The sequence below is a fragment of the Geomonas oryzae genome (assembly GCF_004117875.1).
GTDB lineage: Bacteria > Desulfobacterota > Desulfuromonadia > Geobacterales > Geobacteraceae > Geomonas > Geomonas oryzae.
Map to the genome: position 1 here is coordinate 553,023 of NZ_RAHW01000002.1, position 13,259 is coordinate 566,281.

A 13,259-nucleotide genomic window follows, 5' to 3' on the forward strand; every position below is an offset into this window, starting at 1 on the left:
GGCTCAATAACTGTCAAGGATCTGCAGCTGTGAGATTTCAAGCATACAGCCCGAGTCTGTGCAAAGACTACCTGACTTGAGAGCGCCTCCATTTACGACCTCCACAATCCCCTCTCCGTCTCGGAGAGGGGAACCAGCGTAAAATTATCTTTACGAGTAAAGCTCCCTTGGCATCCCTATCCCAAGAGTTGGATGAACAGGAACTGGCAGTGCAATTACTCACCTCGGCGGCCCTCCACAACGAAGTGCACTTTGTCCTTGATAGAACGCGCTTGGCGCACGTGCAGTTGATCAGGATCAGAAAACTAAGAGTTGGGCCAGCGGCCGCTGTTTCCTTATCTGATCAGTACCAATTAAAGCCGCTAGGTCAGGAGTAACGAGAGATGGCTTTGCCAAGATCAAGCGATTTCAGAGAGTCTATTTATGGTTTAAGCGTTACCGCTATCGTCCCGTGCTACAACTCTGCCTCCTACCTTGCGGAAACGCTTAACAGCATAATAGCGCAGAGTTACGAAAACCTCTGCATAATAGCAATAGATGACGGATCATCTGATGACACACGCAGGATACTGGAGAAATTCAGGGAATGCGGGAAAATCAAATTGCTCTGGCATGAGGGAAACTGTAACAGGGGGGTGGCGGCAACCATGAACCTTGGCGTAGAGGCGGCGGAGTCGGACTTGGTTGCCTTCTTAGACCACGACGACCTCTGGTACCCAGACAAGATCAAGAGGCAGGTCGAAGTCTTCTTGCAAAATCCGGAAGTTGATTTGGTCTACACAAATGGTGATGTTATCGATGAGCATGGCAATAGAAAATATGCCATTCTACAGCCCTCGCATATCGAGACGAACCTGCCAGAGCGGTTGCTTTTGGATTGCTATATCAAGAGCTGCTCCATGGTGATGGTCACCAGAAGCGCACTAATGAAGGTTGGATGCTTCAAAGCGCACATATTGACGACCGACCATGACATGTGGCTGCGCCTTCAAGAGAGTACAAATCTGTATTACTTGGAAGACCGCCTTATGGCCTATAGAGTGCACTCGACCCAGAGTTCGCATAAAAGAAGGCTATGGGAAGATGGTTTTCTCATTTTGACAGATGCCATGAAGAGGTTTCCCTATACTAGGTCCATTCGGAGGAAAAGACTAGCCGTGCTGCATTACCGTCTGGCTGAGCACGACCTAAAGAACGGTAAACGTTTTAAAACAGCAGGAAACCTTATTATGTCATGCTTCTACGATCCAGTACGGTCAGTAGATTATGTAATGACTTCTTGCCGAGAAAGCATGAAGCGTTTCTTGAAAAAATATAGGCATGCAAAGGTGCCCCACTCTTAGTTCAGGCGGCGGTCGAGTAGACAAGGGCCTTTGCGTTTCAGGCGCATCTTGATTTCATCTCCCAGGATTTCGAATGCCTGCTGCCACTCACGCTGTATTTTTGCTCTGAACTCTAACACCTCAGTTTCTAACTTCTCCTTTTGTTGAAGGCACAAGAGTATGCTCTCGTGAAGGGACTGGACAGAGTTGTCTGTGTAAACCGCCCCTTTTGTAAAATACAGTCTTAGTACTTCTTTGTCCGACAGGATCATGGCTTTTCCCAAAGCAACGGCCTCGTAGGCTCCGCACGTCAGGGTATTCTCGCTTTTTGTCAATACTATTACAGCATCAGCAGAATGCAGCAGGCTCTGATAATCCTTTTCAGGCAGGAAGCCGGTGAAATGCACGTTGCTCGAGAGGTTCTCTTTTCGGACCTTGTAAACACTGCTTTTACTGTAGTTGCCAGTGATGTACAGATTAATGTCGGAGGGCAATTTCTTCGCCACCTCAAGGATCTCTTCCAATGGCTCGTCTTTGCTGAAAGATGTCACGAAGACCAAGCTTCTGCTCTTCACCCACTCAAGCGGTTCGTACAAAGACAATTCGGGTATCTTGTCCTGAAGCACCATACCATACCCACCTTTGGTAGTTATCAATTCCTTGAGGTTCCTGTTGGTAACTATTGTCACGTCAGCCCTTCGGATGGTGTAGTCACTTATGTAGTTAAATATCGTATCTACAAAAGCGTTGGATGAACCATATCTAAAGTTGGAATGTCGATCAATCACAACCATAAAGCGGAAGGGTTTTTTCAGAATGACAAGCAGTAATGCTAATGCAATTGAGGGATTTTGACCGAAGACTAACCTCGGTTGTTCCCTCCATAAGAATGTTATTGTTGCTATAGATGCATCAATGTAACGCAAAAGCCTAAATGGATATCTTGAGTTGTACAGAAAGAGTTTGGCCGCAAAGGCCTTGGCCAATTCTAGTGATCTTCGCTGATTTTCCCATGTTATCCATACCGCATGCGACATCGTTCAACTCCGGTTTATCAAATTAGACAACACTATTTTTCGTTTTCCTGTTTTATCAAGAGGGATATTGTCAACTTTGTTAAAGTTTATCCTTAAAGCAGGATCACCTTTAGTGTGTATTTCAGCTTCAAGTGAAGCTAGTATTTTATCATCAAAGAAATCATTAGGAACAAATTCAACGGTAATTTTATCTGGATCAGTTTGAATGATCCTAAAATATTCTATGCCTTGATAATATTCGAAAATGCCTGTAAAAAAATGAACAATCAACTTATTGCCGCCCGGCGTGAATATAAAATCAGAATCTCGTCCATGGATTGCTGTCAACATATCGAAACCTCGTCCGCATCCGCATTTCGTTTCGACGGCTAACCTTCCAATGTCTCCTATCTTGTATCTAATCAATGGCATGGCTCCTGGCCGGAGGCGCGTCAAGAGGACGTTGCCCGATTCGCCCCTTTTGACAGGGACACCATCATCGTCAACTATCTCGACCGCAACATGAGGCATGAAGATATGGTATGCGCCCATCTCACACTGAGCAGCAACCTGTATTCCTTCTCCGCAACCATACGTGTCAGTAACCCTGCATCTGAACTGTCCCTCTATTTTCTGGCGATAGTTATGATAGAGGTTGTCACCCCAAGTAACTATACCTTTCATGCCTAAGGAAAAGCCTACTCGCTCAGCTCTATCAGCCAGAGCATAAATGCTGCCGGGATACCCCATCACATACTGGATACCGTGCTGTTCAATTATATTCAAGTAAGAGTCCAGGTTCTTGTCACTCAGATCGTAAGCCGTGACATAATGAACCCCTAGCAGCAGGTCTTTCAACCGCTTCACACCACCACGCTGCAGGCTCATCCCAGTTTGCAAGCACGGATCTTTCAACGTCCACCCGGAGAACTGCGCTCGTAGCAGCATCAAAGCTCGGGCCTCACCCATGGTGAGGCTATCCACTCGAGCGGCAAATGGAGCGCCTGAAGACCCGCTGGTGAAATACTCCCGACTAGGCCAAAAGGTACGCCGCGTGCAGAGGCTCGGATAGGCCCGCTTTAATAAGGACTTAGTTACGATAGGTAATTTCTTAAGGTCATCTACACAGCGTAATTCCGAGGCATTTATGCCTGCAGAACGATAAAGATCCCTATAGAAGGGAACACCTCCACAGGCTGTATGAAGCAATTCGCGCAGCCTATTATTCTGCAGGTCTTGCAGCTTTTCCAAGGGCCACCATTGGCACTCCTGATAAAACCGCAGGTATGAACTGATAGGCTGAAGTGAAATGATGTCTGCCAAGGTGAGAAACGGCTGGGACAGCAAGATGTCTTTCATAATCATACGTCACCGTTTAATACTTTTGCATATAGTGCTTCGATAGCCTCGAATTGGTGTTTGACATCAAACCGAGCCAAAGCACGCTCTCTGAATTTCACAAAAGACTCACGATTATCACTAATCATGAAGTGTTTGATGCCTTTTGCTATCATGGCACTGTCTTTAACCGGAACCACGTATGTTGGTGTCCCCTTTACTACCTCGCGCAGCCCCACACAATCAGTTGCTATTAACGGTGTGCCAACAGCCAACGTCTCCATTGGCAGCAATGGGCAAGCCTCCCACAGCGAAGGCATGACAACCACATCGAGTGCATTTATGGTCTCGGCAACATTTGGTACAAAAGGCAGGAACCGGAAATGTTCCTGCAGCCCTTTCCGTGTTAAAGCATCCTTTTCCTCCCGGACAAAACCTCCCCCCCCGAAAGAAACGACCATAGGTATCGAAGTCAGGTCTTTGTCAGAAAGAAGTCGTTCAATTGCCTCAACTAGATATACGAAGCCTTTCTGGGCCATAAAGCGCCCTAAGAAACCAATCAGGAATACATCTGAACCGACCCCAAGCTCTTGCCTCAACCCGCTTTCCTGAAGCATCTTGAAGCGGCTAGCCTCAATACCGTTGGCAATGACAACGCATTTTGAACTTTTAGACTTTAAGAAGGGAAAAGTATCCAGGAGGTTCTCCAACGCATCGTTGCTCACGCAATGGATAACATCCAGCAATTTGAAGACAACTGCCATAATGCTTCTTCTGCATTTCCCCTTCAATCCTTGGAACTGTTTGGGCGTGAAAACGTCATGAGAAGTCAACAGATGCGGAGTCCTTGTGACTGCGGCAGGCAAAGCTGCACAGAGAGCCGAAGTAAACCCCTGAGAATGTATGAGATCAAATCCCCCCTTAAACAGTAGCTTCGCAGTGACAAAAAGAATTTCGACTGCCGAAGGATTAGGAGAGAGCCGTTTGAATTCAAAGGGTAACCCTGACAGGTCCTTTTCCAGGACATCCATTTCAGCGTGATCCGGCCCAACAACGCAAAACGCATATATTTCAGGATCGAAATTGCGATAGACATACCTGATGAAGGTCCTGATCCCTCCCACAGGCCATCTGACAAGCAGCAGTACTCGGACCTTTCGGGACATCATGACACCTCCGATAGCTCCTCACGCCTTTTCGACGTCAAATTAGCACAAACGGCACATCCCCCAATGAAATACCACTCATAACTTGACAAACCGTAACTTGCAAAACCAAAGAAAAAGGTCGCTACTGCAAGAGCCGCTAGCGCCGCAGATATTTTTCGTGTTGGTATCTCAGCCGTCGTCAGGGCATCTGCCTTGAAGATTTCCCTAAAAACGGCCCGCAGATAGATGACCAGTGCAATCAAACCAATAAGGCCCAGTTCCTGAAAGGTCTCCAGAAAGATGTTGTGGGCAGGCTTAGCCTTGTCCCCGAAATTGGCGTTTGCTTCCGTGGACGTACCTATACCGTGTCCGAACAGAGGCCGCCTCATCCCTACGGCAAAATTATTTTTGAGGCCTGTAAGGCGGCCTTCAACGGTGGCTGAGTTCCGGGAATTGGTATCATATAAGGACCGGTACCGATCCTTCAATCCTTCATTCAGGAAGCTTAATATCAGTATCGCCCCTAGACCTATCAAGATAACGTGGACCATCTTGCGCTTTGAAAGCCATAGCATCGCTGCAGCGATAATTACTAGACCAACAAAACCAGAACGGCTTCCGGTCAACGTCAAGGCATAGAGCGACAACGGCATTATGGCAATGGCGAGCAGTTTGTGGAGTTTTGAAACCTCAAACAACATTATGAGAAAAGGTATGACGGTCAATATGACGTATGCAAGGCCATTAGGATTAATGACATCGTAGGGCGCCCCAGACAACCGCTCCATGAACTCCCAACCTGCTATGGAAGCTCGTGAGCCCCAGTATCCTTCGGTAACATGCAGATAAACAGGCTCAAATATCCTGAAGGACTGGCACAAGACGAAGGTCGTAACCAAAAGCAACAACTGTTTTTGCGTCTTGACGAACCAAATCGTGAAATAGAAGAAGACGATACCCTTAAGGAAATTGATCAACCCGTAATGGACTACGCTGCCAGGCCATTGTGCGAATGGCGTCAAGACTATAACTGTGAAGACCAGAGCCCTAAGTTTCCTGTAAGGCTCGGCTTCTGCATCGCTGGTTCTTTTTTGCAGCATGTGGATCAGAAACAGCAGCAACACCAGCACCAGATCAAATCGTATCGCACCAAGCCATGGGATACGGCTGGTCAAGTGCAGAAACCAGCTAATCATAAACAACAGATACAATGCCAAACCTATCGTATTCATAATGGTACCCTGCAGATGGAGAACCGGTACTTCCCCGAAGGCTCCGGGGGGATCGCCTTTTCCATCTCGTATGAAACGTTGCAGTCGGTGCCGAACACCGACCGGAAATAGGCGGTAAGATCCTGCAGCACCGCCGGATCGAACCCCGCTCCCTGAACCATCTTCACGGTAAGGTGGTCCAGGGTTTCCTGTATGATCTGCATCTGGTCCACGCCAGGGTATCTAGTCAGCGTGTTCTCTATGAGCGAAATCCCCGCGACGCTCTCGCCGTTTTTCTTCCTCAGAAAATCGGCGGTCCGTCCGGCTACCGAAGCCATGAGGGGAAGCCCCCGCCCGCAGGGACATGCGTCCGATGACGGCACCCCGACGTCCCCCACCTCATAGCGGATGAATGGCATCTCCATATTGAGGAGATCGGTCACCACGATCCTGCCGGGTACGCCGTCCCCGGCGTTATCCCCGGTCTCCGTTATGAACTCGACGAAGAGGTGCTCTATGTTGAGGTGCATGCCGTGATGCTCCTCGCATTCCGAGGCTATCAGCGAGACCTCCTCACAGCCGTACCGGTCGGTGACCTTGACGCTGAGCACCTCCTCGATGAACCGCCTTTCGTGCGGTAAAAGCATCATCGAGGTGGAGATGACGCCACGGGGCCTAACCCCGGAGACCCGCATCTCTTTCAGATGCCGGCATAACATGTATATCGAGTGCGCATGACCGAAAAGAAGCGTCGGCTGCACGCGACGCCATTCCGTCACGAACCGGCTCACGCTCTCAGGACCAAGACTCATGGTGTCGAGATAGATGACCGGGGCCAGAAGGGTGTTCCTGAGCCGCTCCTTCCAACCGGTCGGCAGGTGCGGGTTCCCCCATACCGCTGCGACCGGTTCGCCTACTTCCCATCCGGACCACCGGTCGTGACGTCTCGCACATGCGTTGCGCTGCTCACTGCAACGTTCGGTGATGAAGATGTCGAGTGCCCTGCCGGTGGAACCGCCGGTCTTCATGTACATCAGTTTGGCCCTGTCGACGCCGTCGCTGATCATCTCCGCCGTGTTTTGCCGCACCTCCTCCTTCGAGAGGGCCGGGATCATCTGAAAATCGCGAACCGATGCTATCTTTTCGACCTCCACACCGGCCGCGGCGAACCGTTCGCGGTAAAAGCGGTTGTGGCTCGCCGCATACCGCAGAAGTTGCGTGAGCCGTTCCCACTGCATCTTTCTGAGCGTTGCCTGCGGCAGGAACTGGGTGCGCTCCAGTTGCTGCCAATAACTTCTCAGGGGTGAACCGTTCCTCAGGCACGCGAGGGGATCGATGATGTTTCTGCGTAGCGGAGCAATCCACCTTCCCTCAAACATGGTCGCACCTCTCCACGATCTGCCGGTAGTACGTCTCCCACTGTGGCATAACGGTCTCCCATCCCGTTTCGGCCTCTACCCTCGCCTTCGCCGCCGCGCCAAGCCGCCTGCGCAAGGCCGGGTCCCCGGCCATGGTGCAGAGCGCGTCCGCAAGCGCGTCGCGATCCCCGGCCGGAACGACGAAGCCGTTCGTCTCGTCGACCAGTTCGGTGTTCCCTCCAACCTCGGTGACCGCTACGGGGAGGCCGCACCCCATGCACTCCATGAGCGCGTTGGAAAGCCCCTCGTTGTCCGAGCAGAGCACCCCGATGTCGCAAAAGTGGAGGTAGTCCGTCACCTTCTCGACCGCTCCTGGCAGATGCACCACTTCCTGAAGGCCAAGGGCGGCGATACGCGCTTCAAGCTCTGGGCGCAGCCTCCCTTCCCCGAGCACGATGCCCCCGACGCGCCCCTCCGGGAAACGGGCCGCCGCCAGGGCAAAGGCGTCAAGGAACAGGTCGACGCGCTTGATCGGCTTCAGGTTCGCCACCATCACCACCCATACATCGTGGGGGTGCTCCGCGAAGATGGTGGGGCGCTGCGCCGGCTGAGCCGGGATGGACATGCCGTTTCTGATCAGGCGGACCTTGCCGGGAGCCACCCCTGAAGCGACAAGCCACGCGGCTATCGCCCTCGCGTTCACCGCGACGCCGTCGGCTGCGCGGAAGATGAAGCGGTGCAGCCTCTTGAACAGCCGGTGGTAGCCCGGCTCGTCGGCACCGAGCCCCAGGTCCCTCCTGCTCACGACAAGGGCCTGCCCTCCCCCGCCGAGGAGCTTTCCAAAGAACCCCAGGAACATGGCGTCCTCGAAGAAGGTCTGCACGAGGTCGAAGCGGTGCTCTTTCAAAAGCCTCAGGTATCGGCAGATGACCAGGATAATGGAAGGATGCAAAAAGCCACGGTACCCGAGCGACAGGGTCTCGCACGGCTGGTTCAGTCGGGTCATGAACGGCGAGGAGTACAGGCAGACGACGGCGGGGAGAAAGCGGTCGCGGTCGATCCTCTCGATCAGTTGCAACAACTGTTTCTCAGTGCCCGCCTTGTCGGAGCTTATCGTGTCGATCAGGTAGGCTATGCGGATTTTTCCGTCTGATGCGGGCAAGTCGATACTCCTCGATTAGCTATCTACTGACCGTGAGCTTCAGCCCCCCCTGTACAGCATCAGGTCACGGGGTTCGCTCCTGGTTGTCCGCAGGTAGTGTGCGGATATGATCCGCAAACCTGAACTAGATGGCTCTGCTGCAGCGGCTATCAGGGCTAGCGTCCTTCCCTTGTCTGACTGACGCAGAAACGTGAAAACCTTTCAGTTTCCCTCCTGTGATGAGGCATCCTCCTGTGTTTCCAGATGGGTTATGGTGTTGACGACATATTCGCTCGAACCTTTCAACGAGACCACCTCACCCGGAATCCCGACAACGACGCCATTATCAGGCACAGATTTTGTGACAACACAATTAGCCCCTACTGCCGAGTGCCTGCCCAGCGTTATACCTCCGATGATCTTGCTGCCTGGCCCCAAATAAACATTGTCCAGAATCTCTGGAGTCCCTGGGTTCTTCCCACCATAGGCTGCACCAATTGTCACACAATGGTTGATGTTGCAGTTAGGGCCGATTTTTGCACAGGGATTAACGACAATGCCCCCAAAATGCCCGATATAGAGTCCGGGGCCGATGTCCGTATTGTACGGTATGGATATTCCATATTTATATTGATAGTGTGACAAGATAAAGCGTGACACGACATAGAGAGGATACAGTGATGCTCCCTTTGTCTTTAAAAATTTTGCTGTTCGCATATGAAACGAGTACTTGAATCCAGGAGTTATCAAGTAACACCGAACAAACGAGCGAAAACTGTTGTTTCCACTGTATCTAAAAAGATCGCTTTTTACAGCAAAGAGGTATTCACTCACTGTCATCAGTATCACCGTTACAGTATCGATAATAAGTTTTTAACAACTCCCTTATAGGCACCTAACTCAGTGGGATTTTTAAAAACAGCTTTCAAGAAAAATTTAGTCGAGCCCCACTTGTTCTTTGTACGCAGGTACTCACCCCTGCAACAATAAGTGTACGCAAAGGCCCGTCTTATCGTTCTCTTTGATAAAAGATGGCCATACTTTGACAGGAATACATTAGTTATTCGATCTGAGCAGCGGAACCGCTCCTCAAGATTCTTGGACATTTGGCCAGAATGCCCCATTCTGTAATAAAAGAGCTGCTCATCAACGTAGTCGAAGGCATATTTGGTCGATATTTTCAACCACATGTCCCAATCTATACCCATCTTGAGACTCTCATCAAACAGACCAAAAGACTCGATGCATTCCTTCCTCAGCACTACCGACGAAAACTGCACAAAATTGTCGAATATGAGCCAATCTGTGACGGTGCCACGTCTAGGCTGCAGATACCGGCCCGACATCACATACTCGAGCGGGGCGCTATCTGGGTCCAGGTATTTTGCTCTGCAAAAAACTACTCCAACGCTTGAATCGCAAAAGCGGTTCATCTGCTTTTCCAATTTCTCCGGGCACCACTGGTCGTCAGCATCAAGAAATGCAATGAACTCACTCCTGCAATGACTTATACCTACATTTTTAGCAACTGTCTGGCCTCTGTTACTCTGGAAAATGTACTGGATGCGTGGGTCAGGAAGGTACGCCAGCATAACCTCGTGCGTCTCATCAGTAGACCCATCATCAACAACAATGACTTCTATATTTGTATAGGTTTGACTTAAAACACTATCTAAACAACCACACAAGTACTTGCCATAATTGTAACACGTTATAACAACACTGACTTTAGGGTTATTCATTACAGCCCCCGTTTTTGAAACAAGACAAACTTGAGTTACACCACAGAGACCACACTCAGCTTTTGGTCCCTGCAGCGGCTTTAAACCAGTTTGATGACCTGAGCAGTTCCTGATAGGTCCCCTGCCCCACTATCCGTCCGCGCTCCATGAGATATATGACGTTGCACTCCTTCACTGTTGTCAGCCTGTGCGCGATCAGGATCACCGTCTTCGTTCCGGAAAGGGTCTGCAGCGCCTCCATGACAGCATCCTCGGTGACCCCGTCGAGCGCACTCGTCGCCTCGTCCATGATGAGCACCTCGGGGTTCGTGTACAGGGCGCGCGCGATGCCGATGCGCTGCCTCTGCCCGCCGCTAAGTCTCACCCCGCGCTCGCCTATCACGGTGTCGTAGCCTAGCGGCAGTTCGTTTTCCACGAACTGGTGCAGGTTCGCGATGCGGGCGGCACGGTACACCGCCTCCATGTCCATCTCCTGTTCCGGGACGCCGAAGGCGATGTTCCTCGCGATGCTGTCGTCGCTCAAAAAGATGTGCTGCGGCACGTACCCCAGGTTTCTCTGCCAACGCCGCACCAGTTCTCCCTCGATCTCCACGCCGTCCACCATCACCCTCCCCTTCTCCGGGACGAGGAGTCCGAGGATCAGGTCGACGACGGTCGTCTTCCCGGAGCCTGTGGGTCCCACTATCCCTACCGAGGTGTTGGGAAGGATCTCCATGGTGACCCCGTTCAGCACCGTTTCCCTCGCGCCCAGGTAACCGAAGTGGGCCTCGTCGACCTTGAGGAGCGTCCTGAGCGGCAGCGGCGGCACCGGCGCGACTGGCGGCGAAGCGGGCATGGAAGCGCCGCAAAGAAGATCCCCGTGTAGCACCCCGAGCCTTGGCAGTCCGACGCGCACCGTCGAGATGCCGGCGAAGATGGTCTGCAGGGCGGGAAGCAGCCGGTAACCCGCGAAGGCGTAGATGGAGAGGATCGGGACCACTCTGGCCACCTCCTGCTCCGAGCGCAGCGAGGAGAGGACGATGAGCAGGATGCCACCGAAGGCGATGGTCTCCAGTGCGTAACGCGGCAGTTGCGCTATCACTCCGGCGCTCACGTTGGCGGCGCTGTGCAGCCTCGCATGGTCGGAGTAGCGCTCCAGGAAGACCTCCTCCTTGCCGAGTATCTTAAGGTCCTTGATGCCGGAGAGGGCCTCGCCGGCCGCCTTGTACTTCATGGTGTTCGCCGCCACTTGCTGCTCCCCGATCTCGAGCAGACGCCGGCGCGCCAGGAGGTAGACCGCACCGTAGACCCCACCCAGAACCGCCGTGATGGCGAGCGCGATCATCGGGTCCACCACCATGAGAAGGACCAGGATGAAGACGCAGAGCAGCGAACTGGAGAGGACCTGCATCCCGGGGCTCAAAACGCCGATGATGACGTCGCGCACCTCGGCCAGCACGTTCTTCCCGAGTTCGGAACTGTTGCGGTTCAGGAAAAACTCGTAGGGGCGGTACAGGTATCCGCGCAGAAGCCGCCGCCCGAGGGTGTAGTTCAGATGGTTGTCGTACTTGAGGCTCGCCCAGGTGTAGAACGCCTTGAAGAGGTTGTTGAAGACCATGAGGACCAGGACGACCATGCCGAGAAAGAGCAGGTAGCTGTGCAGGCTCGTGAAGCCGAAATAGTCGTAGCTTAGCTTAAGCCACCTGTTTTTGTGCACGACGCCCGGGTTGGAAACTACCGCCATGAAGGGGAGGATCGAGGCGATGCCGACCATCTCGATACCGGCCATGAGGAACAGGGCCAGGAAGAGGAGGTAGAGCCTCGCCTTCTCCCCAGGAGAGAGGAGGTCGAACAGTTTTCCTACCGCTTCAGACATGTCGCTTCGCTCCTTCGCGCATCACTTCCCGGTACACCCCCAGGTATCCCCGTTCCATGGCTTGTACCGAATATCTCTGTGCGATGAGGGCTCGCGCCCGTTTCGCTTTCGCGCCTGCCGCTTCAGCCCCGTTCAGCACCAAGGACATCCCGCGCGCAAGCTCCTCCGGATCGGCGGGGGGCACGAGCACGCCGGTGTCGCCCCCTTGCAGCAGTTCCGGGATCCCCCCGACGCTTGTCGCCACCACGGGGACTCCCGCGGACATCGCCTCCAAAAGCACCATCGGGAGCCCCTCGGTAAGGGAGGAAAGGGCAAAGAGCCGACTGAAGGGGAGAAAGCTGCACAGGTCCGGGCAGTAACCGGGGAACCGCACCCGGTCTGCGAGCCCGAGCGCGGCGGCCCGCCCCTCCAGCGCCATACGCTCCCTCCCCTCCCCGAAAATGACCAGTTGCGAGTCCCCTTCCTCCCTCGAAAGGAGGGAAAAAGCCTCCAGCAGGTGGTGGAACCCCTTCTCCGGGGAGAGCCTGCCGGCGGCGCAGATGGTGGGGCGCTGCATCATGAACCGCGCCAGCACCGGATCGGACGGGGGTGCTGCGGGGAGGCGCTCCGCGATGCCGTTGGGCACGACCCGCACCCTTTCCCGCGCGATGGAGCGAAGCCGCGGGTGCGACGCCGCGGCCTGGGACACCACGACCACCCGGTCGACGAAACGAAGGGCTATAGCGTCCATGAACTCGTACATCCTCATCCTGCTCAAACCGGAGCCTGCGGTCCAGCCGTGCACGGTGGTGACCACCGGGGCCGGCCGCAGCCATCCGGGGATCATGCCGAGGAGGATGTTCCCCTTGTAGCCGTGGGAGTGGATCACCTCGACGCCAGCGCTTCTCGCGTATGAAAGGATGCGGCACGCACCCGGAAGGTTCGGCCCCGCCTGCATCCTGAAGGGGACCACGGTCGTCCCATTGCTGCGCGCTTCCCGCTCGAGCGGCTTTTCCCCGGCCTCGACGGTCCCTATGCTGGCCAGCAAAGGTTCCATACCCTGGCGCAGCTGTTCGGCCATGAGCCCCAGGAGCATCACCTCCGCGCCGTAGAGACCCGCGCTGTCCATCACGTGCAACACCTTCATAT

Annotated in this window: 11 protein-coding genes; 1 reads left to right on the plus strand and 10 read right to left on the minus strand. The window is 53.4% G+C overall.

What is annotated here, in order from left to right; translation table 11 throughout:
- The first annotated feature begins 383 nt into the window (after positions 1–383).
- A complete protein-coding gene (locus tag D6Z24_RS07110; RefSeq protein ID WP_129125869.1) occupies positions 384–1,343 on the plus strand; it encodes a glycosyltransferase in 960 nt (319 codons plus the stop codon).
- Here D6Z24_RS07110 and D6Z24_RS07115 read toward each other — a convergent pair.
- The 10 genes from D6Z24_RS07115 to D6Z24_RS07160 all read right to left on the minus strand — a co-directional run bounded on the left by D6Z24_RS07115 (position 1,340) and on the right by D6Z24_RS07160 (position 13,257).
- On the minus strand, positions 1,340–2,359 hold the full coding sequence (locus D6Z24_RS07115) for a glycosyltransferase (protein ID WP_129125870.1): 1,020 nt from the start codon (positions 2,357–2,359) through the stop codon (positions 1,340–1,342). The genes D6Z24_RS07110 and D6Z24_RS07115 overlap by 4 nt on opposite strands.
- 3 nt (positions 2,360–2,362) lie before the next feature.
- Positions 2,363–3,697, minus strand: coding sequence for a phenylacetate--CoA ligase family protein (locus D6Z24_RS07120; protein ID WP_162605086.1), 1,335 nt, complete (start codon positions 3,695–3,697; stop codon positions 2,363–2,365).
- A 2-nt stretch (positions 3,698–3,699) separates the two neighbouring features.
- Positions 3,700–4,845 (minus strand): glycosyltransferase family 4 protein, encoded by a 1,146-nt coding sequence (locus D6Z24_RS07125; protein WP_129125872.1) that lies wholly within the window; start codon positions 4,843–4,845, stop codon positions 3,700–3,702.
- On the minus strand, positions 4,842–6,056 hold the full coding sequence (locus tag D6Z24_RS07130; protein ID WP_129125873.1) for an O-antigen ligase family protein: 1,215 nt from the start codon (positions 6,054–6,056) through the stop codon (positions 4,842–4,844). The genes D6Z24_RS07125 and D6Z24_RS07130 overlap by 4 nt, the downstream gene beginning before the upstream one ends.
- Positions 6,053–7,414 (minus strand): phenylacetate--CoA ligase family protein, encoded by a 1,362-nt coding sequence (locus D6Z24_RS07135; RefSeq protein ID WP_129125874.1) that lies wholly within the window; start codon positions 7,412–7,414, stop codon positions 6,053–6,055. The genes D6Z24_RS07130 and D6Z24_RS07135 overlap by 4 nt, the downstream gene beginning before the upstream one ends.
- Complete coding sequence (locus D6Z24_RS07140) at positions 7,407–8,555, minus strand: glycosyltransferase (protein ID WP_129125875.1); 1,149 nt, start codon at positions 8,553–8,555, stop codon at positions 7,407–7,409. Before D6Z24_RS07140 ends, D6Z24_RS07135 begins: the two co-directional genes overlap by 8 nt.
- A gap of 201 nt (positions 8,556–8,756) precedes the next feature.
- On the minus strand, positions 8,757–9,374 hold the full coding sequence (locus tag D6Z24_RS07145) for a serine O-acetyltransferase (protein ID WP_129125876.1): 618 nt from the start codon (positions 9,372–9,374) through the stop codon (positions 8,757–8,759).
- An 11-nt stretch (positions 9,375–9,385) separates the two neighbouring features.
- Positions 9,386–10,276 (minus strand): glycosyltransferase family 2 protein, encoded by an 891-nt coding sequence (locus D6Z24_RS07150; protein WP_129125877.1) that lies wholly within the window; start codon positions 10,274–10,276, stop codon positions 9,386–9,388.
- A gap of 55 nt (positions 10,277–10,331) precedes the next feature.
- Complete coding sequence (locus D6Z24_RS07155) at positions 10,332–12,131, minus strand: ABC transporter ATP-binding protein (RefSeq protein WP_129125878.1); 1,800 nt, start codon at positions 12,129–12,131, stop codon at positions 10,332–10,334.
- Positions 12,124–13,257 carry a glycosyltransferase gene (locus D6Z24_RS07160; RefSeq protein ID WP_129125879.1) on the minus strand — a complete coding sequence of 378 codons (1,134 nt, stop codon included), beginning with the start codon at positions 13,255–13,257 and terminating at the stop codon, positions 12,124–12,126. Before D6Z24_RS07160 ends, D6Z24_RS07155 begins: the two co-directional genes overlap by 8 nt.
- Positions 13,258–13,259: the final 2 nt, after the last annotated feature.

Coding starts and splice junctions, on each gene's coding strand:
- D6Z24_RS07115 (WP_129125870.1), bottom strand. CDS start 2,359: ATGTCGCATGCGGTATGGATAACATGGGAAAATCAGCGAAGATCACTA.
- D6Z24_RS07120 (WP_162605086.1), bottom strand. CDS start 3,697: ATGAAAGACATCTTGCTGTCCCAGCCGTTTCTCACCTTGGCAGACATC.
- D6Z24_RS07160 (WP_129125879.1), bottom strand. CDS start 13,257: ATGAAGGTGTTGCACGTGATGGACAGCGCGGGTCTCTACGGCGCGGAG.
- D6Z24_RS07130 (WP_129125873.1), bottom strand. CDS start 6,056: ATGAATACGATAGGTTTGGCATTGTATCTGTTGTTTATGATTAGCTGG.
- D6Z24_RS07125 (WP_129125872.1), bottom strand. CDS start 4,845: ATGATGTCCCGAAAGGTCCGAGTACTGCTGCTTGTCAGATGGCCTGTG.
- D6Z24_RS07135 (WP_129125874.1), bottom strand. CDS start 7,414: ATGTTTGAGGGAAGGTGGATTGCTCCGCTACGCAGAAACATCATCGAT.
- D6Z24_RS07110 (WP_129125869.1), top strand. CDS start 384: ATGGCTTTGCCAAGATCAAGCGATTTCAGAGAGTCTATTTATGGTTTA.
- D6Z24_RS07145 (WP_129125876.1), bottom strand. CDS start 9,374: ATGACAGTGAGTGAATACCTCTTTGCTGTAAAAAGCGATCTTTTTAGA.
- D6Z24_RS07150 (WP_129125877.1), bottom strand. CDS start 10,276: ATGAATAACCCTAAAGTCAGTGTTGTTATAACGTGTTACAATTATGGC.
- D6Z24_RS07155 (WP_129125878.1), bottom strand. CDS start 12,131: ATGTCTGAAGCGGTAGGAAAACTGTTCGACCTCCTCTCTCCTGGGGAG.